At 65.6% G+C, this 24,076-nt stretch carries 27 protein-coding genes and 1 pseudogene; 15 read left to right on the top strand and 13 right to left on the bottom strand.

The annotated features are described in order from the left end of the window. Positions 1-14 precede the first annotated feature (14 nt). From J2Y55_RS08415 to J2Y55_RS08395, 5 genes are all read left to right on the top strand, one after another. Complete coding sequence (locus J2Y55_RS08415) at positions 15-401, top strand: hypothetical protein (protein WP_139221373.1); 387 nt, start codon at positions 15-17, stop codon at positions 399-401. A gap of 119 nt (positions 402-520) precedes the next feature. Further along, complete coding sequence (locus J2Y55_RS08410; RefSeq protein WP_310150531.1) at positions 521-2,521, top strand: acetyl-CoA carboxylase biotin carboxylase subunit; 2,001 nt, start codon at positions 521-523, stop codon at positions 2,519-2,521. A 90-nt stretch (positions 2,522-2,611) separates the two neighbouring features. Beyond that, positions 2,612-3,232 carry a glutathione S-transferase family protein gene (locus J2Y55_RS08405; protein WP_310150528.1) on the top strand — a complete coding sequence of 207 codons (621 nt, stop codon included), beginning with the start codon at positions 2,612-2,614 and terminating at the stop codon, positions 3,230-3,232. A 238-nt stretch (positions 3,233-3,470) separates the two neighbouring features. Then, positions 3,471-3,995 (top strand): hypothetical protein, encoded by a 525-nt coding sequence (locus J2Y55_RS08400; RefSeq protein ID WP_310150525.1) that lies wholly within the window; start codon positions 3,471-3,473, stop codon positions 3,993-3,995. Between the two features lie 76 nt (positions 3,996-4,071). Next, positions 4,072-4,860, top strand: a complete 789-nt coding sequence (locus tag J2Y55_RS08395; protein WP_310150521.1) for a YdcF family protein — start codon at positions 4,072-4,074, stop codon at positions 4,858-4,860. A 62-nt stretch (positions 4,861-4,922) separates the two neighbouring features. Here the strand turns inward: J2Y55_RS08395 and J2Y55_RS08390 are convergent, their stop codons facing one another. Together J2Y55_RS08390 and J2Y55_RS08385 are read right to left on the bottom strand one after the other, a co-directional pair. Beyond that, complete coding sequence (locus tag J2Y55_RS08390) at positions 4,923-5,189, bottom strand: DUF3253 domain-containing protein (protein ID WP_310150517.1); 267 nt, start codon at positions 5,187-5,189, stop codon at positions 4,923-4,925. Continuing rightward, entirely contained in the window at positions 5,182-5,910 is a 729-nt protein-coding gene (locus J2Y55_RS08385) for a DUF599 domain-containing protein (protein ID WP_310150515.1), read from the bottom strand. Before J2Y55_RS08385 ends, J2Y55_RS08390 begins: the two co-directional genes overlap by 8 nt. Positions 5,911-6,146: 236 nt before the next feature. On the opposite strand from J2Y55_RS08385, the gene J2Y55_RS08380 reads away from it, so the two are divergent. The 4 genes from J2Y55_RS08380 to J2Y55_RS08365 all read left to right on the top strand — a co-directional run bounded on the left by J2Y55_RS08380 (position 6,147) and on the right by J2Y55_RS08365 (position 9,297). Next, complete coding sequence (locus J2Y55_RS08380; protein WP_310150512.1) at positions 6,147-6,569, top strand: rhodanese-like domain-containing protein; 423 nt, start codon at positions 6,147-6,149, stop codon at positions 6,567-6,569. Positions 6,570-6,578: 9 nt separating this feature from the next. After that, entirely contained in the window at positions 6,579-6,755 is a 177-nt protein-coding gene (locus J2Y55_RS08375; protein ID WP_310150508.1) for a hypothetical protein, read from the top strand. A gap of 42 nt (positions 6,756-6,797) precedes the next feature. Then, complete coding sequence (locus J2Y55_RS08370; RefSeq protein WP_310150506.1) at positions 6,798-7,139, top strand: hypothetical protein; 342 nt, start codon at positions 6,798-6,800, stop codon at positions 7,137-7,139. A gap of 361 nt (positions 7,140-7,500) precedes the next feature. Next, positions 7,501-9,297: an ABC transporter ATP-binding protein gene (locus tag J2Y55_RS08365; protein WP_310150503.1), complete on the top strand. Its 1,797-nt coding sequence runs from the start codon at positions 7,501-7,503 to the stop codon at positions 9,295-9,297. Between the two features lie 159 nt (positions 9,298-9,456). On the opposite strand, the gene J2Y55_RS08360 is transcribed toward J2Y55_RS08365, so the two are convergent. From J2Y55_RS08360 to J2Y55_RS08340, 5 genes and pseudogenes are all read right to left on the bottom strand, one after another. Continuing rightward, entirely contained in the window at positions 9,457-9,840 is a 384-nt protein-coding gene (locus J2Y55_RS08360; protein ID WP_310150500.1) for a hypothetical protein, read from the bottom strand. Between the two features lie 95 nt (positions 9,841-9,935). Beyond that, positions 9,936-10,439 (bottom strand): DUF3592 domain-containing protein, encoded by a 504-nt coding sequence (locus J2Y55_RS08355; RefSeq protein ID WP_310150497.1) that lies wholly within the window; start codon positions 10,437-10,439, stop codon positions 9,936-9,938. A gap of 546 nt (positions 10,440-10,985) precedes the next feature. Then, positions 10,986-11,378 (bottom strand): annotated as a pseudogene (locus J2Y55_RS08350) (gamma-glutamylcyclotransferase family protein); the annotation flags it as partial. A gap of 258 nt (positions 11,379-11,636) precedes the next feature. Continuing rightward, positions 11,637-12,809: an isovaleryl-CoA dehydrogenase gene (locus J2Y55_RS08345; protein ID WP_092177752.1), complete on the bottom strand. Its 1,173-nt coding sequence runs from the start codon at positions 12,807-12,809 to the stop codon at positions 11,637-11,639. 172 nt (positions 12,810-12,981) lie between these two features. Continuing rightward, positions 12,982-13,791, bottom strand: coding sequence for an enoyl-CoA hydratase (locus tag J2Y55_RS08340; protein WP_310150492.1), 810 nt, complete (start codon positions 13,789-13,791; stop codon positions 12,982-12,984). Positions 13,792-13,853: 62 nt separating this feature from the next. On the opposite strand from J2Y55_RS08340, the gene J2Y55_RS08335 reads away from it, so the two are divergent. Continuing rightward, positions 13,854-14,312 (top strand): PaaI family thioesterase, encoded by a 459-nt coding sequence (locus J2Y55_RS08335; RefSeq protein ID WP_404978854.1) that lies wholly within the window; start codon positions 13,854-13,856, stop codon positions 14,310-14,312. 14 nt (positions 14,313-14,326) lie between these two features. Beyond that, a complete protein-coding gene (locus J2Y55_RS08330) occupies positions 14,327-15,079 on the top strand; it encodes a sulfite exporter TauE/SafE family protein (RefSeq protein ID WP_310150489.1) in 753 nt (250 codons plus the stop codon). 96 nt (positions 15,080-15,175) lie between these two features. Here the strand turns inward: J2Y55_RS08330 and J2Y55_RS08325 are convergent, their stop codons facing one another. From J2Y55_RS08325 to J2Y55_RS08315, 3 genes are all read right to left on the bottom strand, one after another. Then, a complete protein-coding gene (locus J2Y55_RS08325) occupies positions 15,176-15,583 on the bottom strand; it encodes a carboxymuconolactone decarboxylase family protein (protein WP_310150486.1) in 408 nt (135 codons plus the stop codon). After that, the gene (locus J2Y55_RS08320; protein WP_310150483.1) at positions 15,543-15,947 is read right to left on the bottom strand and encodes a MerR family transcriptional regulator; all 405 of its coding nucleotides are present in this window, start codon (positions 15,945-15,947) and stop codon (positions 15,543-15,545) included. Before J2Y55_RS08320 ends, J2Y55_RS08325 begins: the two co-directional genes overlap by 41 nt. A 238-nt stretch (positions 15,948-16,185) precedes the next feature. Further along, positions 16,186-16,974 (bottom strand): substrate-binding domain-containing protein, encoded by a 789-nt coding sequence (locus J2Y55_RS08315; protein WP_310150481.1) that lies wholly within the window; start codon positions 16,972-16,974, stop codon positions 16,186-16,188. A gap of 241 nt (positions 16,975-17,215) precedes the next feature. Here J2Y55_RS08315 and rplM point away from each other — a divergent pair, with 241 nt between their 5' ends. From rplM to J2Y55_RS08300, 3 genes are all read left to right on the top strand, one after another. Beyond that, positions 17,216-17,677, top strand: coding sequence for a 50S ribosomal protein L13 (rplM, locus tag J2Y55_RS08310; RefSeq protein WP_092177746.1), 462 nt, complete (start codon positions 17,216-17,218; stop codon positions 17,675-17,677). Between the two features lie 2 nt (positions 17,678-17,679). Continuing rightward, positions 17,680-18,159 carry a 30S ribosomal protein S9 gene (rpsI, locus tag J2Y55_RS08305; protein ID WP_069692103.1) on the top strand — a complete coding sequence of 160 codons (480 nt, stop codon included), beginning with the start codon at positions 17,680-17,682 and terminating at the stop codon, positions 18,157-18,159. Positions 18,160-18,374: 215 nt separating this feature from the next. Further along, positions 18,375-19,127 carry an SDR family oxidoreductase gene (locus J2Y55_RS08300; RefSeq protein ID WP_310150475.1) on the top strand — a complete coding sequence of 251 codons (753 nt, stop codon included), beginning with the start codon at positions 18,375-18,377 and terminating at the stop codon, positions 19,125-19,127. A gap of 12 nt (positions 19,128-19,139) precedes the next feature. Here the strand turns inward: J2Y55_RS08300 and J2Y55_RS08295 are convergent, their stop codons facing one another. The 3 genes from J2Y55_RS08295 to J2Y55_RS08285 all read right to left on the bottom strand — a co-directional run bounded on the left by J2Y55_RS08295 (position 19,140) and on the right by J2Y55_RS08285 (position 22,913). Continuing rightward, entirely contained in the window at positions 19,140-20,153 is a 1,014-nt protein-coding gene (locus J2Y55_RS08295; protein WP_310150473.1) for a CorA family divalent cation transporter, read from the bottom strand. A gap of 84 nt (positions 20,154-20,237) precedes the next feature. Next, entirely contained in the window at positions 20,238-21,866 is a 1,629-nt protein-coding gene (locus tag J2Y55_RS08290) for an inorganic phosphate transporter (RefSeq protein WP_404978853.1), read from the bottom strand. Positions 21,867-21,956: 90 nt separating this feature from the next. Continuing rightward, complete coding sequence (locus tag J2Y55_RS08285; RefSeq protein ID WP_310150469.1) at positions 21,957-22,913, bottom strand: glycoside hydrolase family 25 protein; 957 nt, start codon at positions 22,911-22,913, stop codon at positions 21,957-21,959. 221 nt (positions 22,914-23,134) lie between these two features. Here J2Y55_RS08285 and J2Y55_RS08280 point away from each other — a divergent pair, with 221 nt between their 5' ends. Then, positions 23,135-23,872: a CDP-alcohol phosphatidyltransferase family protein gene (locus J2Y55_RS08280; RefSeq protein ID WP_310150467.1), complete on the top strand. Its 738-nt coding sequence runs from the start codon at positions 23,135-23,137 to the stop codon at positions 23,870-23,872. Positions 23,873-24,076: the final 204 nt, after the last annotated feature.

Genomic DNA, 24,076 nt, shown 5'->3' with positions numbered 1-24,076 from the left:
TGATGGATAATCACGTGATCGACGATGAAGACGTCAAGATGCTTCAGCGTGAGATCTTGGCTGATGTCGTGATGACACGCGATATCATCGATGTGCTGGTCGCGCTCGATCGGGCGGTGCCTGAGGCTTGTGCGGCTTTCGCCGATTACCTGGTCACGCTCACCGTCGACTACGCCGTCTGGGAAAGCCGCCCGACGGGGATCATCGACCGCGACAAGGCGCATTGGCTGGTGACGACGCTGAGCGCCGGAGACGGGCCGAGCGCCACGGCCCAGCGCATCGCTTTCGAGATCGTGCGCGAGGCAGAACGCTGCGACGAGGCCCTGATCGGCTTTGCGCTGCGCAAGGGCTCGGAGAAGCTTCGCGGCCTCGGCGCCGAGCGTATGCTGCTGGCGAGCTGAGCCCATCTGCGCACAACCGCTTGCCAGCGGCTGAACTTTTGCATCAATGGACGCCGGCTGCGGCGTTCACTAAACCCCGGCGGCCAATGATTTGGTGAGACGGCCGGGAGACGCCATCGATGTTCACGAAGATCCTGATCGCGAACCGTGGCGAGATCGCCTGCCGTGTCATCAAGACGGCCCGCCGCATGGGCATCAAGACGGTCGCGGTCTATTCCGATGCCGATCGTGATGCGCTCCATGTCGAGATGGCCGACGAGGCCGTGCATATCGGCCCGGCCGCTGCCGCCCAATCCTATCTTCTGATCGACAAGATCGTCGCCGCCTGCAAGGCGACCGGCGCGCAGGCCGTCCATCCCGGCTACGGTTTCCTCTCCGAGCGCGAGGCTTTCGCCCAGGCGCTGAAGGATAACGGCATCGTCTTCATCGGCCCCAATCCCGGCGCCATCGCCGCGATGGGCGACAAGATCGAATCGAAGAAGGCCGCGGCCGCCGCCAAGGTCTCGACCGTCCCGGGCCATCTCGGCATCATCGAGGATCCGGCGCACGCGGTGACGATCGCTGACGAGATCGGCTATCCCGTCATGATCAAGGCCTCGGCTGGCGGCGGCGGCAAGGGCATGCGCATCGCCTATTCCGCCGGTGAGGTGGCGGAAGGCTTCGCCCGCGCCAAATCCGAGGCTGCATCCTCCTTCGGCGACGACCGCGTCTTCGTCGAGAAATTCATCGTCGATCCCCGCCATATCGAAATCCAGGTGCTTGGCGACAAGCACGGCAACGTCATCTACCTCGGCGAGCGCGAATGCTCGATCCAGCGCCGCAACCAGAAGGTCGTCGAGGAGGCGCCGTCGCCGCTGCTCGACGAGGCGACGCGCCGCAAGATGGGCGAGCAGGCGGTCGCGCTGGCCAAGGCGGTGAACTACGATTCCGCCGGCACGGTCGAGTTCGTCGCAGGCCAGGACAAATCGTTCTACTTCCTCGAAATGAATACGCGCCTCCAGGTCGAGCATCCCGTCACCGAGATGATCACCGGCGTCGATCTCGTCGAGGAGATGATCCGCGTCGCCTTCGGCGAGAAGCTGCGCCTGACTCAAGACCAGGTGAAGCTGAACGGCTGGGCAGTGGAATCCAGGGTCTATGCCGAGGATCCGACCCGCAACTTCCTGCCTTCGACCGGCCGGCTCGTGACCTATCGCCCGCCGGCGGAAGGGCAGGATGGCGATGCCATAGTGCGCAACGATACCGGCGTCTTCGAGGGCGGCGAGATCTCGATCTATTACGACCCGATGATCGCCAAGCTCGTCACCCATGCGCCGACGCGGCTGGCTGCGATCGAGGCGCAAGGCCGCGCGCTCGACGCCTTCGCCATCGACGGCATCCGCCACAACATCCCCTTCGTCTCGGCCTTGATGCACCACCCGCGCTGGATCGCGGGCAATCTCTCGACCGGCTTCATCGCAGAGGAGTTCCCGGACGGTTTCGCGCTGCCGCAGCCCAAGGGCGAGGTTGCGCTGCGGATGGCGGCGATCGCGATCGCCTGCGACCATCGCCTGAACCAGCGCAAGCGCAATGTCTCGGCGCAGATGGAAGGCTGGCGCAAAGTCTCCTTCGACCGCACGCGCATCGTCCAGCTCGGAGCCGAGCGCTTCGAGGGCGAGGTCTCGGAGCAGGCCGGCGCGGTCGTCATCGCCTTCGGCGGGCGCAGCATCACGGTCGTCAGCGATTGGCGACCGGGCGAGCCGGTCTGGCGCGGCACGCTCGACGGGGTGAGCGTGGCGGCGCAGGTGAGGGCGATCCTCAACGGCGTCGCGCTCGGCCATGCCGGCGCTTATGCGAACGCCCATGTCTATACGGTGCGCGAGGCCGAGCTCGCGGCGCTTATGCCGGAGAAGGTCGCGGCCGACACCGGCAAGTTCCTGCTCTGCCCGATGCCGGGGCTGGTCAAGGCGGTCTCCGTCACGGTCGGCCAGGAGGTCAAGGCGGGCGAGGCGCTCTGCATGGTCGAAGCCATGAAGATGGAGAACGTGCTGCGCGCGGAGAAGGACGTCACCATCGCCAAGATCCTGGCGAAGGAGGGCGATTCACTCGCGGTCGATGCGGTCATCATGGAATTCGCCTGAGGGCAGGGGCGGGCTTTCGCCTCTTCCTTGCCAATTGCGGACGCTGGCCCGAAAGTCGGCCGGCAAGACGAGAGAACAGGGCTGGTAGTCATGCTGACGATCTGGGGGCGCATCAGCTCCATCAATGTGCAGAAGGTGGTCTGGGCTGCAGGCGAGGTTGGTCAAACCTTCGAGCGCATCGACCTCGGCGGCGCATTCGGCGGTACGCGCGAGCCGAGTTTTCTCGCCAAGAACCCCAACGCCCAGATTCCCGTGCTGGAAGACGGCGATGTCTGCATCTGGGAATCCAACAGCATCGTGCGCTATCTGGCGGCGCGCTATGGCGCCGGCTGGATCTGGGAGGAGGATCCGGCGCTGCGCACGGAGGCCGATCGCTGGATGGATTGGATGATCTCCGAATTGCAGCCCTCGATGACGCCGGCCTTCTGGGGGGTGGTGCGGAAAATGCCTGGGCATACCGGCCCCGACGTGATCGCAGCCTCCATCGCCAAGACCGAGGCCAAGATGGATATCCTGGAGGCGCATCTGGCGACGCGGAGCTTTCTCGCGGGCGAGCGTTTCGGCATGGCCGACATCACGGTCGGTTGCGGCGCGCATCGCTGGCTGAACATGCCGGTCGAGCGTGCGGCGCGGCCGCATCTGCAGCGCTGGTACGAGACCCTCTTCGCGCGCCCGGCCGCCAAGCCGGCCTTGCCGTTGCCGATTTCGTGAGATGACGCCTGGAGCCGGATGATTTCAGATGGAATCACGAAGTGATCCCATCTGAAATCTGAAACCGTCTCTCTTCAAGGAGTTAGAGCAGGATCAATGCGAAAACCGTTTCCCACTTTTTCGCATCCTGCTCCAGCTCCTTGTTTTATCGCATTGTCTTCACGCGAACCGGTGTCCACTTCGCTCGAAAATGCTCTAGCGGCCTTGATCTGGCCGCCTCGGCGCGGATGATGAACCGATGATCCCGTTGAAGGCGCTCCCTCTCCTGCTGTTGATGGCCAGCGCCACGCCGCTCTGGGCGCAGGCTCCATCGCCGCCGCCGGGCAGCGCGGTGCTCCCGAGCGACCGGGCGCAATTGGCGACCTGTCTGCGCGAGGGCCGCATCGCCGCGCCGTCCTGCATCGGCATGATCGCGGTCGCTTGCGTGCGTGCCGTCGGCGTCGATCAGCGCGCGGCCGAACCCGGCTGCGCACGCCGGGAGGAGGCGGTCTGGCGCGAGCGGCTGCTGCTGGCGCTGCGCTTGAAGGGGCGTTCGCTCGACGCAGGACAGCGCAACCGGGTCGTCGCCCTGCAGGTCGCCTGGGAGAGTTTCGTCGCGCAGAAATGTGCCTTCTACGGAACGACGCAGCGGGAAGGCTGGCAGCTCGGCCGGCAGGCGGGCTGCGAATTGCGCGAGGTCGCCAACCGCGCGATCGAACTCGAATGGTCGCTACCACAGGCCCCGCCGCGACAGCCGCAAGCGCCGCCGCGTATCATCCGCTAAGGCGGCGGACGCTCCGCGTTAGCAAGCCGTCAGCATGAAGGCTCTATATTCGGCTGAGTTGCGCCGGGGGCCGTCGATGTTCTTCACTCTCTCCAAGCTCGTCTGGTTCGTCTTCTCGCCGGTGAATCTGGCGATCCTGCTGGCCGGGCTTGCCGCGCTGCTGGCCTTCACGCGCTTTGCCCGGTTCGGGCGCGGGCTCGGCGTTCTCGCCTTGCTCGCCCTGTCCTTGATGGCATTCAGCCCGCTGCCGCGCATCGTCATCCGGCCGCTCGAGAACCGCTTTCCACAGCAGGACGCCGCGAAAGGGCCGGTTGCCGGCATCGTCGTGCTGGGCGGTGCCATCGGGGTTGCGCGCGGCGATGTGGTGCTGACCTCCGCTGCCGCACGCATGACCAAGGCGGTCGAGCTCGCGCGGCTTCATCCCGAGGCGAAGATCGTCTTCACCGGTGGCGCCGCCAATCTGGTCACGCCGGTCACCGAGACCGAAGCCGATGGCGCGCGCTTGCTGTTCGAGGGGCTCGGCCTGCCACCGGAGCGGCTCGTGCTGGAGGACAGGTCGCGCAATACGCGCGAGAACGCCGTCTTCACCCGCCGGCTGGTCGAGCCGAAGCCTGGCGAGCGCTGGCTGCTGGTGACCTCGGCCTGGCACATGCCGCGCGCCATGGGCGTGTTCCGCAAGGCGGGCTTTACGGTCGAGGCCTTCCCGGTCGACTACTGGTCGGAGAACGAGCCGGCCGATTTCATCAGGCCCTATGGCCGGGCGCCGCGCGGCCTGAGCATCGCCGATGACGGCTTCAAGGAATGGGTCGGGCTGCTGGCCTACTGGCTGGCGGGGTATACCGAGGCGCTGTTTCCGGGGCCGTGACAGGCGAATGGGGCGTAGCGAATGGCGAGTGGATAAGAAATCCGCCTCCTGTTCGCCATTCGCTACTCGCCTTTCGGTAGCGAAAGCCTGTAGACGCCGCGAAAATCGTCGGGATCCACCGGCTTGCCCTTCCGCGTGATGACGAGGCGGCCTTCCTTCATCAACCTGACCGCGATCTTGCGCGCCGGCTGCATCAATGGCCCCCAGCCATCGGGGTGATCGCCGCCGACGGCGCGGGCAGCGTCGGTCGGGCTGATCGTGCCGCCAGGACCACGCTCAGTGACGAGGCGCAGCATTGCTGCTTCGAGGGCGTCCAGCGGGTCAGTCATCATTAGCCTTGCGCGCTGCGGCCTGGTCGATCAGGGCGTTGGCATAGCTGAAGACGCGGGCGGCGTCCGAGGCGAATTGGCGGCGATACATTGCGATCAGGACCGCGGCGGTGAAGACCATGAAGGTCAAGGGTCCGAGGAACCAGCCCATATAGGCGAGCGCGAAGAAGAAGGCGCGCTGGCCGCGGTTGAAGTGCCGGCCCGCAGCGATATTCATCTCGGTCATCTCATGAACGGCGCGGGCGGCGTCGCGCTCGTCATGACTCTTAGCCGGGGGCAGGGCGCCGATCAGAATGACGCAGTAGTTGAACAGCCGGTAGGCCCAGGCGAATTTGAAGAAGGCGTAGCCGAAGATCACCGCGAGCCCGATCACCTTCATTTCCCAGGCCGCGCGGGTGGTCGGCGTGCCGAAGGGCAGGTCGGCGAAGAGGGCAACGACGCGGTCGGTCGATTGCAGCAGGGAGAGCGAGCCGCCGATCGCGATCAGCGAAGTCGAGGCGAAGAAGGCGGTGCCGTTCTGCAGCCCGTTCATCACTTGCGTGTCGACGATGCGGTTGTCGCGGCCCATGGCTTCGCGCACCCAGCGCGCGCGGCGCAGGTTCATCCGCATGTTCAGGCTCTTCGCCGCGTGCGGGCCGAGCTCCACCGCGAAGTGATAGCCGATCCACGATGCCACGAAGAAGGCGAAGCCGACGATGTCGAAGGTGCCGAATCCGATCATTCCATCTCCTGGAGCATCTCCGCGTTTCTCCGAATCGCCGAAACGCTCTAGCTCCTTGTTTTATCGCATTTTCTTCACGCGAACCGATGTCCACTTCGCTCGAAAATACTCAAGACTCCCACACTGCTCGGTGCGGGCCGGCTTGCCAAGATCGCGCTCGCAGGGCAGGGCGCAAGGCAGGACGATTGACCGCGACGTCCCGAGCCGACACGGTGCCGCGACAACGGAGGCCTGCCATGCCGCAGATCATCACCAAGGGCTACAAGGCGTTGCTGGCTGAGGCCGAGGCAGCTGTGGAAACGCTCTCGGTCGAGCAGGCCAGGGCGCTGCATGGCCGCGACGACGTCGTCTTCGTCGATCTGCGCGATCCGCGTGAACTGGAGCGGGAAGGCCGCATGCCCGAGGCCTTCCATTGCCCGCGCGGCATGCTGGAATTCTGGATCGATCCCGAGAGCCCCTACGCCAAGCCGGTCTTCAGCCAGGACAAGCGCTTCGTCTTCTTCTGCGCCGGCGGCTGGCGTTCGGCGCTGGCGGCGCTTGCCGCGCAGGAGATGGGGCTGAAGCCGGTCGCCCATATCGCCGGCGGTTTCGGCGCCTGGAAGAAGGCCGGCGCGCCCTTCGACGCTGCTGAGCCGAAAGAGCCCGGTGGCAAGAACTGAGCTGCTGACTTGTCCCATATCCTGATCGTCTTCCTCGTCGTCGCCTTCCTGTTCCGCAAGCCGTTGGGGCGCATCCTGGCGCGGCAATTCCCCGACCGCGAGAATCGCCATCGCGTGGTGGGAACGATCATCCTGGCCTTCGTGCTGGTGATCGCGGTGCGATTGCTGGCATTATTCTGGAAGTGAGGTGCGCTCTACCGCGCCTGCGCCGCATGAACCGAGAGTGAGATGTTTCGTCGGACCAAGTTGATCCTAGCCCTGCTGGCCGCTTCGATCGGGAGCGGGGCCACGCTTGCCTTCGCGCAGGACAGCCAGCCACAAAGCTGGTCCGAGGTGAAATGCGCCCGTTACAAGAAGGCCTGGTCGGAGGCCTTGGCGCGCCGGGGCACGCAGGGCCTGGGGCCGGAGTTCCTCGACAACCACGACGCTTTCCTCGCATCGGGCTGCATGGCGCAAGCCAATGTCTGCCCGAAATCCGCTGAGGAGCTCGAGCTCGCGAACATCATGGTCATCCTGGCGATGAATGCGGGAACGGCGAGCACCTTCCTGCCCTTCTCCTGTCGCAAGTGAGGCTTGGCGAGTGAGGCTTGGCGAGTGAGGGACGAGTGAGGCTTGGGGCGGGCAAAGCCCGAGGCCAGCTTGTCCGGCGCTTTCCGCAAGCGCCCCATGCGAAAATTGCGACTTGCGCGATTCGCGCCTGCCCGTTTATCGTGCATATCCTGGCTCCAACTTCAGAAAGGGAGGGCTGAATGAGTTTCATCGTCATCGCCGCTCCCCGAATGCCGTCGTCCCGTTAAGTCGGACGACCGCGCGGCCCGCCTGATCCAGGGCGGCCTGAGCCAGCAATCCCATCGCGTTTTCAGAAGACCGAGGCAGCGCCCGGGCTTCGCTTGAATTGGAGTCGGCTGCCGTAGCGGCGCCGAATGAATCGATGTCCCGTCAAACTCAAACCGGACGGCCCGAGCCGTTCCGGGCCGTTCTCGGCTTCACTTTTCGCCATTGGGCGCGCGCGCCGAGCCGCGTCGCCTTCGTCGTCGCGACCGTCATGGTCGCCACCGCAGCCGATCTGTTCATGCCGCTCTATGCCGGCCGCCTCGTCGATGCGGTGGCGGGCGAGCGTACGGCCGGGCTCGGCATTGCCTTGCACGCGCTTGTCATGATGATTGCGCTCGGCGCGGTGACGGTGCTTGCCCGCCATTTCAGCTTCATCGGCATCACCGGCATGACGCTGCGGACGATGAGCGACGTCGCGCAGGAGGCTTTCGCGCGGCTGCAGCGCTTCTCGACCGACTGGCACGCCAACAACTTCGCCGGCTCGACCGTGCGCAAGATCACGCGCGGCATGTGGGCGCTCGACCTCTTGACCGATACGGTCCTGATCGCGCTCCTGCCTTCGCTGATCGTGCTCGTCGGCACGACGATGCTGCTGGGCTGGCACTGGCCGGTGATGGGCCTCGTCGTCCTGGCCGGCGCGTTGGTCTATGTCGGCGTCACGGTGGCGCTGTCGCTGAACTATGTCGCGCCGGCGGCCAGGCTCGCCAATAGCTGGGACACGCGCATCGGTGGCGCGCTGGCCGACGCGATCTCGTGCAATCCCGTGGTCAAGGCCTATGGCGCGGAATTGCGCGAGGATTCGCGCCTTACCGGCGTGCTGGCGAAGTGGTCGCTGCGCACGCGGCGGAACTGGGTGCGCGGCACGATCTCGGGCACGACGCAGCAACTCGTGCTGCTGGTCATGCGCGGCTCGGTGGTGGGGCTGGCGATCTGGCTCTGGGCGAGCGGGCAGGCGAGCCCGGGCGACATCGCTTTCGTGCTGACCTCCTATTCGGTCGTGCACGGCTATCTGCGCGATGTCGGCCAGCACGTCCACAACCTGCAGCGTTCGGTGAACGACATGGAGGAGCTCGTCGCCATGCATGACCAGCCCTATGGCGTGCCCGACGCCAAGGGCGCGGCCGAGATGGCGGTGACGGCGGGCGAGATCGCCTTCGAGAACGTGACCTTCCACTATGGGGGGCATGCCGAGCCGCTCTATCGCGATTTCTCGCTCACGATCCGTGCGGGCGAGAAGGTCGGCCTCGTCGGGCGCTCCGGCTCCGGCAAGACGACCTTCGTCAAGCTGGTGCAGCGGCTCTACGACGTCACGCAGGGCCGCATCGCGATCGACGGCGTCGACATCGCCTCGGCGACGCAAGCATCCCTGCGCGGGCAGATCGCGATCGTGCAGCAGGAGCCGGTGCTGTTCCACCGCTCGCTGGCCGAGAACATCGCCTATGGCCGGCCCGGCGCCTCGCTGGCGCAGATCGAGCAGGCAGCGGAGCTCGCCAACGCGCATGAGTTCATCATGCGCCTGCCCAAGGGCTACGCCACGCTGGTCGGCGAGCGCGGCGTCAAGCTTTCGGGCGGCGAGCGCCAGCGTGTCGCGCTGGCGCGCGCCTTCCTGGCGGATGCGCCGATCCTGATCCTGGACGAGGCGACCTCGAGCCTCGATTCGGAATCGGAGGCGCTGATCCAGCAGGCGATGGAGCGGCTGATGGAAGGCCGCACCACCATCGTCATCGCGCACCGGCTCTCGACCGTGCGCGCGATGGACCGCATCCTGGTCTTCGATCGCGGCCGCGTGGTCGAGGAAGGCCCGCATGAGGCGCTGCTCCTGCGCGAGAATGGCGCTTATCGCGCGCTGTTCGAGAAGCAGGTCAGCGAGATGGCCAAGGGTCTGGCGGTGTGATGCCGCCGGCTCCATCCCCGGACGGGGACATGCTCCAGAGCGATTTCCGATCCGGCTGGATCGTTCAATTGCTCTGGAGCGTTGTTTCAGCGCGTTTTCTCCGCGCAACCTCAGCTTCCTCGCTCGGGACCGGATGGACAACCTATTGAGAGCTCACATCTAGCTGTCCGGCTGGCAACAGCCGGACAGCAGGTCGCCCTTGTACCAGACCGAGATGGACAGCGGCTTGTCCTCGTCGCTGGCGGTCGCGGAGCAGGTCTCGCGGCCGATGACGGCGTGGATGTCGGCTTTCGGTCCGAAGTTCACGCCCGCGATCAGTGTCGTGTTGCGGCTCGGCTGCATGGTGAAGGCGGAGATGAAGGTCTCACCATCTCCATCGGAGAACCGGGCTTTGCCATCGATCCCGAGTTTCAGGTGCCAATAGGGTTCGTCGCCGCCACAGGTGAGGGGCGGAGCCGGCGTTTCCGGCGAGCCTGCGAGGGCCGCTTCGCCCGACGCGACGGCCAGGAAGAGCGAGATAGCTCCGGCATGGATGGGCTTCATCGGCGCTCCCCCCAAAAAGCGTTCAACCCGCCATGAACGATGCTGTGTACCGCTGTTTTGCAGGACAGCGGCACGACAGCAGGCGAGAGACCAGCTCAGGCCACCTGCTCGTCCTTGCGGCGGCGGCCTGACAGGAAGAACAGGGCGGAGCCGATGATGCCGACGACGCCGGCCCCGGCGCCGACATAGATCAGCTCCTGATCGGTATTGGCCTGGGCCTCGGCGTCATCGCGCAGGATGACGGCATCCTTGCCAGGCTCGTCCGGCAGGTACTTGATCCAGACGGTATCGGCCACGATCTTCTCGGCCCGGATGATTTGGTTGGCGAAGCCGAGCGAGACTGCGACCTTCTCGGCCTTGCGCTCCTCGCCCTTGGCATCCTTCCAGGCGAGATCGACGGCATAGCTCGTACCGCCACGGCGACGCTTGGTGCGGGTCGCGGATTCAATCGAGGCCTGGGTCTCGATGCCCTGGGCTGCGACGTGTTTGACGCGTTCGCCATCGGCCCAGCTCATATAAGCGATTACGGGGCCGCCGACGGCTGCGATCAACAGCAGCCATTTGATCTTGCCGATGGCCCAACCAATGATTCCACTCATTGTCGCCTCCTTGAAATTATTCTGAATAATGTCGTGATGAAGAGGGATGATCGATGGAGAGTTCCGTGCTCATCCATCGATTCACGATCAGGCGATCTGCCTGATCGTTAAATTTTCCGACAATCTCATCTGCGTCAAGGGTTGGCGGTGCCCTGAAAAGCTTGGCTAGTATTCTCAAATTCGATGACGTAGCGGCATATATATCGATCATGTGACGACTAATACGATGCCGACCCGGCTGGCAGCTTCAGGCAGGCATTCTGCTCGGGGTTCGTCCCGAAACGCCGGCCCGTGACGTCTGCGTCATTCTCGGGCTGCGCATCGCGCTGATCCGAGAATCGCATGACGAGAGGGGTCGTTTCGCTGGGAGCCACCTTGTCGGGAGATGCTCGGGTCAAGCCCGAGCATGACAGGGCTATCCTATTTCGGCGCGAACGCCCGCGGCCGCACGCCGGCGACCGGCCCGGGTGGCAGGGTTTCCTTCAGATCCTGATTCAAGGTCTTCACATCCAGATTCGGCCTGCTCAGGAAACGATTCATCGCGGCGAGGTAAGCCTCTGGCAACGCCCAATGTTTCGCGCTGGCGATGACGTCTTCGAGATAGCCTGGCTTGGGCCGCCCGACCTCACCGGAGCGCCCGATATAGACCAGCGCGCGCTTGGCTCCACCCGGCACGATCACCGGCTGGTTGATCTTCACATAGAGCCCGCTGGCGATGTCCTCGAACTTGTCGAGGGTGCGGATATCGCTGAGCGCACAATCCCAGAGCACGCCATGGACCTCCTCGCGCGGGTCGCGGATGACCGAGGCGTAGCCGTCGCGGGTGACGATGAAGCGATGGCGCGGCAGGCGGGCTAAGCCCAGCGGCTTCGAGCGCGGGCAGCGCGTCGCCATCGCGGCAACGTCCATATTGGCGCCATAGGCGAAGTAGAGGGGCATGGAGGGTTCCGGAACCGCGACATAGAACCCTCTCCTGTAAGGAGAGGGCAGGGTGAGGTGTAGGCCGTTTGACGCTTGGACTCAGGGTCGGTTCCAGCCTCCCGGCTCACCGCGAAGGGGCCGACCCCTCACCCTGCCCTCTCCCACCAATCTCGGGCTTGCCCGAGATTGGCATCCATTGTGATCCAAGTCGGAAACATCCGACTTGGATTGGAGAGGGTTCCCCGCGCCATGCTTCGCCGCATCGCGGCGGTTTCGTCATTTCGTCTTCTGGAACAATTCCCGCCCGATCAGCATGCGCCGGATCTCGCTCGTTCCCGCGCCGATCTCGTAGAGCTTGGCGTCGCGCAGCAGTCGCCCGGTCGGGTAGTCGTTGATGTAGCCGTTGCCGCCCAGAAGCTGGATCGCGTCGAGCGCGATCTGCGTCGCCTTCTCGGCCGAGATCAGGATCGCGCCGGCGGCGTCCTCGCGGGTGGTCTCGCCGCGGTCGCAGGCTTTTGCGACGGCATACACATAGGCCTTGCAGGCGTTCATCATCACATACATGTCGGCGAGCTTGCCCTGGACGAGCTGGAACTCGCCGATCGCCTGGCCGAACTGCTTGCGCTCATGGACATAGGGCATGACCACGTCGAGCGCCGCCTGCATGATGCCGAGCGGCCCGGCCGAGAGCACGACGCGCTCATAATCGAGGCCCGACATCAGCACGTTGACGCCGCGTCCGACTGAGCCGAGCACGTTCTCTTCGGGAACCTCGCACTCCTCGAAGACGAGCTCGCAGGTGTCGGAGCCGCGCATGCCGAGCTTGTCGAGCTTCTGGGCGGTCGAGAAACCCTTCATGCCCTTCTCAATCAGGAAGGCCGAGATGCCGCGCGAGCCGGCTTCCGGATCGGTCTTCGCGTAGACCACCAGTGTCTCGGCGATCGGGCCGTTGGTGATCCACATCTTGTTGCCGGTGAGCACATAGCGGTCGCCTTTCTTCACCGCCTTCGTCTTCATCGAGACGACGTCGGAGCCTGCTCCCGGCTCGGACATGGCGAGCGCGCCGACATGCTCGCCGGAGATCAGTTTTGGCAGGTATTTCGCCTTTTGCGCCGCGTTGCCGTTGCGGGCGATCTGGTTGATGCAGAGATTGGAATGAGCGCCGTAGCTCAGGCCGACGGACGCCGAGGCGCGCGAAACCTCCTCGATCGCCACGACATGCTCGAGATAGCCGAGCCCCGCGCCGCCATCCTCCTCCTTCACCGTGATGCCGTGCAGGCCGAGCGCGCCCATCTGCGGCCAGAGATCGCGCGGGAAGGTGTTGGTCTTGTCGATCTCCTCGGCGCGCGGCGCGATCTTCTCCTGCGCGAAGGCATGGACCGTGTCGCGGATCGCGTCGGCGGTCTCGCCGAGGTCGAAATTAAAGGGGCGCGGTGCGTTGGCGAGCATGGTCTGATCTCCCGGATTGGCTGGCGCGCTGTGATCGCTCTTAGCCTGCGTTATAGCCCGGAAACGGAGCCTGTCAGCGCGTAGAACCGTGCGGAACCGCCCAGGAGCGGAGTGCTTCGATGCCGCATCGGCCCTGTCATGAAAACCTGGTCCCGGTTTTCGACCCGATGCCTTACTCCCACACGGGCGCGCGCTTCTCCATGAAGGCGCCAATGCCTTCCTCGGCGTCGCGCGCGAGCATGTTCTCGACCATCACCGCCGAGGCATGGTCATAGGCAGCGCTCAAGCCCATCTCGCGCTGCTCGTAGAAGGCGCGCTTGCCGATCTTGATGGTGGCCGGGGATTTCGAGGCGATCACGCCGGCAAGGCGCTGCGCCTCCGCCAGGGCCTCGCCCGCCGGGACGACGCGGTTCACCAGCCCCATCCGCGCGGCTTCGGATGCGGGCACCATCTCGCCGAGCAGCAGCATCTCCAGCGCGTGCTTGGCCGCGAGATTGCGCGAGAGCGCCACCATCGGCGTCGAGCAGAACAGGCCGATATGGACGCCCGGGGTGCAGAACCTCGCCTGCGCACCCGCGACCGCGAGATCGCAGCTCGCCACGAGCTGGCAGCCGGCGGCGGTCGCGGTGCCTTCGATTGCGGCGATCACCGGCTGGGGCAGGCCGGTGATCTGCTGCATCATCGCCGAGCAGCGCCCGAGGATATCGGTGAAATAGGCGCGGCCGCGATCCGGGTCGGTGCGATGCGCGCTCATCTCCTTCAGATCATGGCCGGCGCAGAACACCGGTCCCGCGGCGTTGAGCACGACGGCGCGCACGCTGCGGTCGCCTGCGATCGTGGCGAAGGCCTGGCTCAGCGCCGCCAGCATCGCCTCGCTCAGCGGATTGCGCGATTGCGGGCGGTTCAGCGTCAGCGTCGCGACGCCGTCCGCATCGCTGCGTAGCAGCACCAGTGCGGCTTCGGGGCCGGTATGGGCATTCATGGCTTAGCCTTTCGCGATCGCGCCTATTGTCGGAGCGGGACCGCCATGCTGCAAGGGGAGGGATGTCCGATCCGCTTCCGGTTTCCCGCACCATGACGACGCGCATGACCGTCTCCGAACTGGAGGCTTTTCTCGACCAGGTGTTCCCGCAGCTCCATTATGGCGGGCGCACCTATTTCATCGAGGATGTCGGGCCGATGAGCGCGCGGATGCGCTGCGACTATCATGAGCGCCATTTGCGCCCTGGCGGTACGATCTCGGGGCCGACCATGATGGCATTGGCGGATCTGGCGCTCTATGCCGCGATCCTGGCCCAGATCGGCCCGGTCGCGCTCGCGGTGACGACGAGCCTCAACTACAATTTCCTGCGCAAGCCGGGGCAGGCGGCGCTGATCGCGGAGGCCAGGCTGCTCAAGCTCGGCAGGCGGCTGGCGGTCGGCGAAGTCTCGCTGTTCTCGCAAGGCGAGAGCGAGATGGTCTGCCATGCGACGGGGACCTATTCCATTCCGGCGCGGGCCTAGCTAAGAGCCGCGGCATGGCTGCGGATGTCACCCTGCTGCAATACGCGTTCGTCGCGCTGACCGCCTTCCTCGCCTCCGTGCTCGGCGGCGTCGCCGGTTACGGCACCGGGCTCCTGCTGCCGCCGGTGCTGATCCCGATCATCGGCGCCGAGGCCGTCGTGCCGGTGATCGGCCTGTCGGCGCTCGCCACCAATGGCAGCCGCCTCATCGCCTTTCGCCAGCATCTCGATTTCAGGCGCGCGGCGCTGGTCGGCGTCGCCGCGCTGCCGACGACGGCGCTCGGCGCCTATGGCTACACCTTGCTTTCGGGCGCGGGCGCGATGCTGCTGATCGGGGCGGTGCTGGTCGTGCTCGTGCCGGCCCGGCGGCTGCTCGCGCGCCGGCGCGGCCATCTCAGCGATGCCGGGCTCGCTCTCGCCAGCGGCGGCTATGGTCTGCTCGTCGGGGGCACCTCGGGCTCGGGCGTCTTCCTGATCTCGCTGCTGCTGTCGGCCGGGCTTTCCGGCATGGCGGTGATCGCGACCGATGCCGCGATCTCGCTGCCCGTCGGTGTCGTCAAATCGGCCGTCTTCCTCTGGCAGGGCGCGTTGCCGCTGTCCTCCTGGATCATGGCAGGGCTGATCGGGCTCTGCGCCATCCCCGGCGCCTTTCTCGCCAGGCGCTTGACCGCAGGTCTCTCGCTCGCCGCCCATGCCTGGATCCTCGACGCCGTCGTGCTGTTCGGCGGCGCGCTCCTGGTCGTGCAAGGGCTCTACGGCCTGATCTGATCGGCCGGCTGTTTCACCGGCCGCGGCTCCAGCCCGGTCTTCCCCGTCACTATTCTGGCAGCGCGAGAGTGAGATGGTCTGCCATGCGAGGGGGACTTATTCGATCCCGGCGTCGCCTCTGGCCGCAAAGACCTCCTTCGCGGCGAAGAGCCCGTTCACCGCGGCGGGAAAGCCAGCATAGACGGCCATCTGCATCAGGACCTCGACGATCTCCTCTCGGCTGACCCCGACATTCAGGCACGCCTCGATGTGCACCTTCAGTTGCGGCGCGGCATTCCCGAGTGCGGTCAGTGCCGCAATGGTTGCAATCTCGCGGCTCCGGAGATCGAGACCCGGGCGGGAATAGATGTCGCCGAAGGGGAACTCGATCACGTGGCGCGCGAAATCCGGAGCGATATCGGCGAGCTGATTGACAACGTTCTCGCCGGCATGGCCGTCAATCTCGGAGAGGGCGCGCAAGCCCCTATCGAACCGCTCGTTTGCGCCGTTCTGTTGCAGCATCATCATTCTTCTCCACCATGTCGGAGCCGGCATAGCCGGCGATTTTGGTGTCGAGGACGGCAAGGCAGGCCTGAAGCTCGGCGATATGGGTCCGGACCTTGGTCCGGTGCTCCTCCAGCAGGATCCGGCGATCCTGCTCGGTCTCCGGGCCGCGCTCGCGCAAACGCGCATAACGCAGCTTGTCGCGGATCGGCATGCCGGTCGTCTTGAGACGGCCGAGAAACTCGATCCAGACCAGGATGGAGGCATCGTATTCGCGCTGCTGCGAGGAGGCGCGCGATGCGTAGGGCAGCAACCCGATCCGCTCGTAATAGCGGATCGTGTGCGTCGATAATCCCGTGCGCCTCGCGAGGTCCCCGATCTTCATGGTTTGCCTTGTTCGTCGTGACGCTGATCTGGATACAAGTTCGAGCGCACTCTAAGTCAAGGGCCCGTTGCGCAGGCGGATTCGGCGCTCGATACGGCTTTCGTAACCCGCCGGGCGCTGATCTTGGCCGTCATGGTCGGGTTTGTCCCGACCATCCGCGTCTTCTTGCGGGCGGGCGTTCAAGACGTAGATGCTGGCCACAAGGGCGCGCATGACGGAGAGGGATCGCCATGGCCGCTCACTTCTGCGGCAGCGGCTCCAGCCCGGTCTTCTTGATCACCGGGGCGGCCTCCGGCGAACCCAGGCAGGCGATCAGCTGCTTTGCCGCTTCCGGCTCCTTCGATCCGGCCGCCAGCCCCGCCGAGAAGATCGTCACGCGCTGGACCTCCTCGGGCAGCGTGCCGACGAAATCCAGCCCGTCGATCGTGACCAGCTCGCTGACCTGCTGGAAGCCGAGCTCGGCCTCGCCGCGCACCACCACCGTGCCGACGCGTTCGCTGAAGATCTTCTTCGACTTGGCCATGACCTGGCCGCTGGGATCGAGCTTGGGGAACAGCTCCTCGGAGAGATAGGTTCCGCTGGCGCTGGCGGAATAGGCGATCGACTTCGCCTCCAGCAGCGTTTTCTTCAGCGCTTCGACCGTCGAGATATCGGGCTTGGGCGCGCCGGCCTTGACGGAGAGGCCGATCGCCGAGCGCACCAGATCGACCCTACTGCCGGGCATGCCCTTGCCGTCCTTGACCAGCTTGTCGAAGGCGTCGCTGGCCAGGATGACGATGTCGGCGGGTTCGCCGCGCGCCAGCCGGTTGGGAATGGCGTCGGGCGCGGCCCCCATCGATGCGCCATAGGCGCTGATGACTTTCTTGCCGATCTTCACCTCGCAGCCGGCGACGAGTTCCTTGTAGGCCGCGGTGAAACCGCCGGAACTAATGACGTGGACGTCTGCCGAGGCCGGCGAGGCGAGAACGAAGGGCGAGGCTGTGAGGCCGAGTGCGAGCAGGGTACAGGCAAGCGGTTTCTTGTTCATGGATGTTCCTCCTGCCGCATGATTGCGAAAGCTCGGCGCGATGCAACAGGGCCCGATTGCGATCTTTTGCGGTATCTGGATACCTTTTCCTGCATGTCGTTTGAAAATATGGGTTTTCTTGGCCAGTCGTGTCGATGGATTGCCTTGACATCGCCGTTGCGGCCCCTTAACCACCGCCTCACATCGCCGCCGGGTTCCCGGCGGCTTGTCCTTTTTTCAAGCTAACCGAAGGGGTGCTGCGATGAAGACCATGTCGCTGAAGCCCGCCGACGTCGAAAAAAAGTGGGTTGTGATCGATGCCTCCGGGCTGGTCGTCGGCCGTCTCGCCACCATCGTGGCGATGCGCCTGCGCGGCAAGCACAAGGCCAATTACACCCCGCATGTCGACTGCGGCGACAATATCGTGATCGTCAATGCCGATAAGGTGGTTCTGACCGGGCGCAAGCTCGACCAGAAGGTCTATTACCACCACACCGGCTTTGCCGGCGGCATCAAGGAGCGTTCGGCCAAGTTCATTCTTGAGGGCCGCTTCCCTGAGCGTATCGTCGAGAAGGCCGTGGAGCGCATGCTCCCGCGCGGCCCGCTCTTCCGCCAGATCCTCGGCAACCTGCGCGTCTACAAGGGCGCTGAGCATCCGCACGCCGCCCAGTCGCCGGAGACGCTCGACGTCGCTGCGCTCAACCGCAAGAATGCGAGGGTCTGATCATGGCCGAGGTTCTTCAGTCTCTCGAGCAGCTTGGCCAGGTCGCGAAGTCGACCCAGCCCGACGCCCCCGTCCACGTCAAGAAGATCGACGCCCAGGGCCGCGCCTATGCCACCGGCAAGCGCAAGAACGCCATCGCCCGCGTCTGGATCAAGCCCGGCTCGGGCAAGATCACGGTCAACACGCGTGACCAGGAGGTCTACTTCGCCCGCCCGGTGCTGCGCATGGTCCTGCAGCAGCCGCTGCAGCATGTCGATCGCCTGACCCAGTACGACGTCGTCGTCACGGTCAAGGGCGGCGGCCTCTCCGGCCAGGCCGGCGCGGTGCGCCACGGCATCTCCAAGGCCCTGACCTTCTATGAGCCCGAGCTTCGCGGCCCGCTCAAGAAGGAAGGCTTCCTGACCCGCGATTCGCGTGTCGTCGAGCGTAAGAAGTTCGGTAAGGCCAAGGCCCGCCGCAGCTTCCAGTTCTCGAAGCGCTGATCGTTTTACGACGGTCCGGTATGTGGAAGGGCGGCTCGCAAGAGCCGCCCTTTTCGTTTCTATTGCCCCTCCCGCAGCCCTCATCCTGAGGAGCGCCGTCAGGCGCACGTCTCGAAGGATGTTCCAGTGCGCTCTGAAGCATCCTTCGAGACGCGAGCCCCTGGCTCGCTCCTCAGGATGAGGGCTGAGGACGTTTCATTGAAAAGGAGCTGCCCATGACCCGCCCCGTCCTTCTCGTCACTGGCGGCAGCCGTGGCATCGGCGCTGCGACCGCGATCATGGCGGCCAAGCGCGGCTATGATGTCGCGGTGAACTATCAAAGCAACGCCGATGCCGCCGCCGGGGTCGTCGCGGCCTGCCAGGCCGCCGGGGCCAAGGCCGTGGCGCTCCAGGGCGACATGGCAAGCGCGACCGACATCATCCGCGTCTTTGCCGAGGCCAAGGCGGCGCTGGGGCCGCTCAGCCATGTCGTCAACAATGCCGGTATCACCGGCAAAGCGAGCTCGCTTGCCGAGGCCGACACCGCCGTGATCCGCTCCTGCATCGACATCAACGTCACCGGTGCGATCCTGGTCGCGCGCGAGGCGGCCCGCGCGCTCAGTGCCAACGCCGAGGCGAAGGGCAGGGCGATCGTCAACATCTCCTCGGCGGCGGTGACGCTCGGCTCGCCCGGCGAATTCGTCTGGTACGCCGCCTCCAAGGGCGCGATCGACTCCCTCACCATCGGGCTCGCCAAGGAACTGGCTCCGGCCGGCATCCGGGTCAACGCGGTCGCGCCGGGCATGACGGAGACCGATATCCACGCGATGTCCTCCGGCGAGCCCGGCCGCGTCGCGCGCATCGCGCCGACGATCCCGCTCAAGCGCGTCGCGACGCCCGACGAGATCGCCGAATCGATCCTGTTCCTGCTCTCGGAGGCCTCGGCCTATACGACGGGCGTGATCCTGCGCGTGGCGGGCGGGCGCTGAGGCGAACGGGCCTCAGCCGATCATGCCGCGGCGCTTCAGGAACAGCATCACCGCCCAGGCTGCCGCCAAGCACATCAGCGTGACATAGGTGAAGCCCGCGGCATCATCGGCCCAGGGCACGCCCTTGGCGTTGACGCCGAAGAGCCCGGTGATGAAGGTCGCGGGCAGGAAGACAGCGGTCAGGATCGAGAGCACATAGAGCTGCTGGTTCGTCCGGTTGGCCGAGCGGGCGGCGATCTCGTCCTGCAGCAAGCGGGCGCGCTCCTGCACGGAATGGACGTCGTGATGCAAGGTGTCGACCCGCTGCAGCAGGCGCCCGGCGCAGGCCTTCACGGTTTCCGGTGCGGCGCGGCCCGAGCCGGTCTCGGCGAAGCGGCGGAACAGCAGATGCAGGCCGTTGAGCTGCCGGTGCAATCGCACGGAGGTGCGCCGCACCGCGCCGACCCGCTGCGGGCCGTCGCGAAGGCGGTCGCTCAGGACATGGTCCTCGACGCTGTCGATCTCGTCGGTGAGGCGGATCACAGCGTCGGTCACGTCGTCGATGATGTATTCGATGATGTGCTCGAACAGGGAGACGGGCGAGGTGATGGTCTCGCCCTGGTCCATGGCCTCGACCGTCATGCGGATCGACTGCAGGGCGCCGCGCCGGCCGGTCAGCAGGAAGCGCTCACCGACGATCCAATGCAGCGCGCCGACGCTCTCGGATTTGTCGGCGATGTCGCGGATCAGATCATGCGAGATGCCCCAGGCGAGCTCGGGCGAATGGTCGAGGCGCTGATGGTTGTCATGCGACAGGAGCATCGCCTGCGCCGGCAGTGGCAAGGCGGGCTGCTCGGCGAGCCAGGCCGCTATGCGGGTGTGGACGAGATCGAGATGGATCCAGACGAAGCCGGCCGCTTGCGGGGCGAGGCCGGGGAGTTCGTCGCGCGGGATCAGGCTGGGCTTTCCCGCTTCGTCGAAGCGATAGGCCCAGACGATGCCGGAGCCGGATTGAAGGTCGGCATGGGTGGCCAGTGCAATGTTCATGCGGGGCTTACCCCATCCGTCTCAGCTTGAAATGCAAACCGGCGCCGCGGCGGCTATGCCTCGGCGCCGGCCTTACGCTTGGCCTCAGAACACCTGACGCAACACCAAGAACAGCGTGCCGGAGATCAGGATGGCGCAGGGCAGGGTCAGCACCCAGGCCATCAGCATGTTGCGCACGGTCGACATCTGCAGGCCCGACTTGTTGGCCGCCATCGTGCCGGCGACACCCGAGGACAGGATGTGCGTGGTCGAGACCGGCAGGCCGTAGACGTCGGCGGCCGCGATCGTGGCGGCGGCGACGAGTTCGGCGGAGGCTCCCTGGGCATAGGTCAGGTGCGACTTGCCGATCTTCTCGCCGACGGTGACGACGATGCGCTTCCAGCCGACCATGGTGCCGAGCCCGAGAGCCAGCGCCACCACGACCTTGACCCAGAACGGGATGAACCGGGTCGCGTCGTCGAGCGAGGCCTTGTAGGCGGTCATGACCTTGAGGTCCTCGGCCGTGAAGATCTTCTCTTCCTTCTTGTCGGCCTTGAAGATGTGCTTCATCGCCTCGGAGGCGAGATACATGTCGTTGCGGGCGTTGCCGACGATCGCGGCCGGGTATTTGGAGGGGTGGCCGAAGGTCTCGATCTGCTTGACGATCTCCTTGTTCAGCGCCGAGAGCGCCGGGAAGGTCGAGTCGTCGATCGTCCGGTCGGAGACATAGCGCGTCACGTTCTGGCGCGGATCGCCGATGATCGAATAGCCCAGCGCCTTCTGGTCGATCACGGCGCTGGCGGCGATGGCGGTCTTGCGGAAGGTGTCGATATCGCCGGCCGGGATGGCGCGGTTCAGCGCATAGGCCGTGGGCGCGCAGCCGATCAGGATCAGCATGATCAGGCCCATGCCCTTCTGGCCGTCATTCGAGCCATGGGCGAAGGAGACGCCGGTGCAGGTCGCGATCAGAACGGCGCGGATCCACAGCGGCGGCGGCTTGTTGCCCTTCGGCTCGGCATAGAGCTCGGGGCTTTTGACCAGGATCTTCAGCGTCAGGAAGACGAGCGCGGCGGCGATGAAGCCAAATACCGGCGAGATCAGCAGCGACTGGCCGATCTCGATGGCCTTGGACCAGTCGACGCCCGAGGTGCCGCTGTTCGAATTGTAGAGCTGGTTGGCGAGGCCGACGCCGATGATCGAGCCGATCAGCGTATGCGAGGACGAAGCCGGCAGGCCGAGCGCCCAGGTGCCGAGATTCCAGATGATCGCCGCGATGAGCAGCGCGAAGACCATGGCGAAGCCCGCCCCGGAGCCGACATTGAGAATGAGCTCGACCGGCAGCAGCGAGATGATGCCGAAGGCGACCGCGCCGCTCGCCATCATCACGCCGAGGAAGTTGAAGAAGCCGGACCAGACGACGGCGACATTGGCCGGCATCGCATGGGTGTAGATCACGGTCGCGACCGCGTTGGCGGTGTCGTGGAAGCCGTTGACGAACTCGAAGCCGAGCGCGATCAGCATGGCCACGCCGAGCAGGATGAAGGGCAGCCAGGTCGTGGCCGGCGTGCCGGCCGACGAGATGTCCTGATAGAGCGAATACGCCATATAGGCGAGGCCGGCGGTCATGATGCCGGCGAAAAAGGCGAGGGCACTGAGGCTCTTGGGAGCGTCCAGTTTCGGTTTGCCGGCATCGGGGGCGTGGCCCGTGCCGTTGTCCAACGTCATACTCGTCATCGTACTGCTCCCCGGAGCCCTGTTAAGGTTCGGGTAACCTGTTCGATTTCGCTGACGGTCTGATGACGGCCTCTCGCGGTTGCGAGAGGCTCAATCGCGCATGGTCGCGCCCGCGTCGCGGGTCGCGGCCGTCCGTTGCGGCACCCGCCCGGGCGGGAGGAGCCTGGTCGGGGCTGCGCCTGCCGCCCTGGGCGCATTCGCGCCGGCAGGGTGCGCGGGCTGCTTGGGGCTGGCGACCTTCGGCTCGCCGCCATGCCATTTGCGCGCGCCGATGTCGTAGCGCCCCTGGCGCCAGGCGGCGAACTCCTGCTCACTGCCGAAGAAGGCGTTGCGATCGACGTCGCCGGAGATGCCGGGGACCTGGCCTGTGGTGGTGAACTGCCAGAACTCCCATTTCTCGCGGTTGTAGCGATGCTTCAGCGGCGCGGCGGTCGAGCGCAGCCAATAGGGATAGTCGTTGAACTCGCCCTCGAGCACGTCCTCATGGAAGTTGATGTCGGTGTAGATGATCGGCTTCTTGCCGGTATGGGCCTGCAGCGCCGCCAGCATCTCGCGGATCTTGGCGAGGGCCTGGTCGCGCGAGATCTTGCGGGTGCATTGCGAGCCGTTCTGCCATTCGACATCGAGCACGGGCGGCAGCGCGTCGGCATCGCGCGGGATGTGCTTCTTCAACCAGCGCACCTGGTCCTTCGCCGAGCGGCACCACCAGACGAAATGATAGGCGCCGCGCGGGATGCCGTGCTTCTTCGCCTCGGCCCAGTTGCGCTTGAAGCTGGGGTCGAGATGGTCACCACCCTCGGTCGCCTTGATGAAGGCGAAGCGGGTGTCGGCGTCCTTGACCTTGGCCCAGTCGATCTCGCCCTGCCAGCGCGAGATGTCGATGCCCTGGATCGCCTTGCGCCTTGCGTCGCGCACGCCATGATGCGGTTCGCTGTCGCCCTTCTTCGGATAGAGCGCGGCGGCGGGCACGGTTTCGCAAGCGAGCAGGCCCAGCGTGGCGAGCACACCGAAGAGGGTTCGTCCGAAAATCGTCGCTCGCGCAGGCATCCACTTCTCCACTAGAGCCTTGCGCGAAAAAGTGGGTACCGGTTTTTCGCAAGAGCAATGCTCTCAACTTTTAGAAGCGATCACGTCTCATTCGGACGGTTCCGTCCGAATGAGACGTGATCTAGCCTTTCCAGATGAGAGCGACGTGGTTAAGGCCCGGTTAGAACTTGCTCGCATCCGAACGGCTTGTTTCAGCTTTGGTTAACCGGGGAGGAGCGGCGGTGGAGCCGGAGCCAGGCAAGCAGGAGGCCGCTTCGGGATTGCGCAGGGTGTTGGCCTATGGCGTCCATGTCTTCACGGCGCTGGGCGCAGCGCTCGGGCTGCTCTCACTGCAGGCGGTGATCGCGGGCGATCTGGCCCAGGCCTTCAGCTGGCTGGCTGTGGCGCTGCTGGTCGATGCGCTCGACGGGCCGCTGGCGCGCAGGCTCGAGGTCAAGGAGCTGGCCAGGCGCTATGACGGCGCGCAGCTCGACCTCGTCGTCGATTTCATCACCTATGTCTTCGTGCCCGCTGCGATGCTGCTGCGCGCCGATGTGATGACGCAGCCCTGGGGGCTGCTTTGTGGCGTCGTCGTCACGCTGACGAGCGCGCTCTATTTCGCCGATACCGGCATGAAGACCGACGATTGGTGGTTCCGCGGCTTTCCGGCGGTGTGGAACATCGTGGTGTTCTACATCGTCGCCTTCGCGCCGCCGGCCTGGCTGGCCCTCGTCGTAGTTCTGGTAGCGACGGCGCTGATGTTTGCGCCGGTCGTCTTCGTCCATCCGGTCAGGGTGCGGCGCTGGCGCGGGCTGACGCTCTCGATCCTGGCTCTCTGGGCGGGAGCTGCCTTGTGGACGCTCTGGCGCGAGATGCGCCCGGACTGGTTGACGAAAGGCGTCCTGCTGGTCGCGGTCGCCTATTTCGTCCTGCTCGGTCTGGGACGCGCCTGGGAAAGACGCCGTCGCATCCGAGCCTGACGGCGCGGCGAAAACGCCCCGTCAGTTGCGCTTGCCGGTACTCCGGCCGATGTGAAGCGAGGAGGGCACTGGCTCGATCGCGCCAGGCACGGTCGCGACAGGCGCGTCCTCGGGCTCAACCGGTTCTGGCGCTGATGGCTGGAGCGAGCGCGCAGGTGCCGGGGGCTCGTTGACGATGCTTGGGCTCGGCTGCGCCGGCGACTG

Origin of the sequence: Allobosea sp. BE125, from assembly GCF_031456075.1 — a bacterium.
GTDB lineage: Bacteria > Pseudomonadota > Alphaproteobacteria > Rhizobiales > Beijerinckiaceae > Allobosea.
This window is presented reverse-complemented; position numbering and strand designations above follow the sequence as displayed.

What these genes read in the sequence shown, in the direction of transcription:
- J2Y55_RS08410 (WP_310150531.1), top strand. Translation starts at nt 521, where the DNA reads ATGTTCACGAAGATCCTGATCGCGAACCGTGGCGAGATCGCCTGCCGT.
- J2Y55_RS08405 (WP_310150528.1), top strand. Translation starts at nt 2,612, where the DNA reads ATGCTGACGATCTGGGGGCGCATCAGCTCCATCAATGTGCAGAAGGTG.
- J2Y55_RS08400 (WP_310150525.1), top strand. Translation starts at nt 3,471, where the DNA reads ATGATCCCGTTGAAGGCGCTCCCTCTCCTGCTGTTGATGGCCAGCGCC.
- J2Y55_RS08395 (WP_310150521.1), top strand. Translation starts at nt 4,072, where the DNA reads ATGTTCTTCACTCTCTCCAAGCTCGTCTGGTTCGTCTTCTCGCCGGTG.
- J2Y55_RS08390 (WP_310150517.1), bottom strand. Translation starts at nt 5,189, where the DNA reads ATGACTGACCCGCTGGACGCCCTCGAAGCAGCAATGCTGCGCCTCGTC.
- J2Y55_RS08385 (WP_310150515.1), bottom strand. Translation starts at nt 5,910, where the DNA reads ATGATCGGATTCGGCACCTTCGACATCGTCGGCTTCGCCTTCTTCGTG.
- J2Y55_RS08380 (WP_310150512.1), top strand. Translation starts at nt 6,147, where the DNA reads ATGCCGCAGATCATCACCAAGGGCTACAAGGCGTTGCTGGCTGAGGCC.
- J2Y55_RS08370 (WP_310150506.1), top strand. Translation starts at nt 6,798, where the DNA reads ATGTTTCGTCGGACCAAGTTGATCCTAGCCCTGCTGGCCGCTTCGATC.
- J2Y55_RS08365 (WP_310150503.1), top strand. Translation starts at nt 7,501, where the DNA reads ATGTCCCGTCAAACTCAAACCGGACGGCCCGAGCCGTTCCGGGCCGTT.
- J2Y55_RS08360 (WP_310150500.1), bottom strand. Translation starts at nt 9,840, where the DNA reads ATGAAGCCCATCCATGCCGGAGCTATCTCGCTCTTCCTGGCCGTCGCG.
- J2Y55_RS08355 (WP_310150497.1), bottom strand. Translation starts at nt 10,439, where the DNA reads ATGAGTGGAATCATTGGTTGGGCCATCGGCAAGATCAAATGGCTGCTG.
- J2Y55_RS08345 (WP_092177752.1), bottom strand. Translation starts at nt 12,809, where the DNA reads ATGCTCGCCAACGCACCGCGCCCCTTTAATTTCGACCTCGGCGAGACC.
- J2Y55_RS08340 (WP_310150492.1), bottom strand. Translation starts at nt 13,791, where the DNA reads ATGAATGCCCATACCGGCCCCGAAGCCGCACTGGTGCTGCTACGCAGC.
- J2Y55_RS08335 (WP_404978854.1), top strand. Translation starts at nt 13,854, where the DNA reads ATGTCCGATCCGCTTCCGGTTTCCCGCACCATGACGACGCGCATGACC.
- J2Y55_RS08330 (WP_310150489.1), top strand. Translation starts at nt 14,327, where the DNA reads ATGGCTGCGGATGTCACCCTGCTGCAATACGCGTTCGTCGCGCTGACC.
- J2Y55_RS08325 (WP_310150486.1), bottom strand. Translation starts at nt 15,583, where the DNA reads ATGATGCTGCAACAGAACGGCGCAAACGAGCGGTTCGATAGGGGCTTG.
- J2Y55_RS08320 (WP_310150483.1), bottom strand. Translation starts at nt 15,947, where the DNA reads ATGAAGATCGGGGACCTCGCGAGGCGCACGGGATTATCGACGCACACG.
- J2Y55_RS08315 (WP_310150481.1), bottom strand. Translation starts at nt 16,974, where the DNA reads ATGAACAAGAAACCGCTTGCCTGTACCCTGCTCGCACTCGGCCTCACA.
- rplM (WP_092177746.1), top strand. Translation starts at nt 17,216, where the DNA reads ATGAAGACCATGTCGCTGAAGCCCGCCGACGTCGAAAAAAAGTGGGTT.
- rpsI (WP_069692103.1), top strand. Translation starts at nt 17,680, where the DNA reads ATGGCCGAGGTTCTTCAGTCTCTCGAGCAGCTTGGCCAGGTCGCGAAG.
- J2Y55_RS08300 (WP_310150475.1), top strand. Translation starts at nt 18,375, where the DNA reads ATGACCCGCCCCGTCCTTCTCGTCACTGGCGGCAGCCGTGGCATCGGC.
- J2Y55_RS08295 (WP_310150473.1), bottom strand. Translation starts at nt 20,153, where the DNA reads ATGAACATTGCACTGGCCACCCATGCCGACCTTCAATCCGGCTCCGGC.
- J2Y55_RS08290 (WP_404978853.1), bottom strand. Translation starts at nt 21,866, where the DNA reads ATGACGAGTATGACGTTGGACAACGGCACGGGCCACGCCCCCGATGCC.
- J2Y55_RS08285 (WP_310150469.1), bottom strand. Translation starts at nt 22,913, where the DNA reads ATGCCTGCGCGAGCGACGATTTTCGGACGAACCCTCTTCGGTGTGCTC.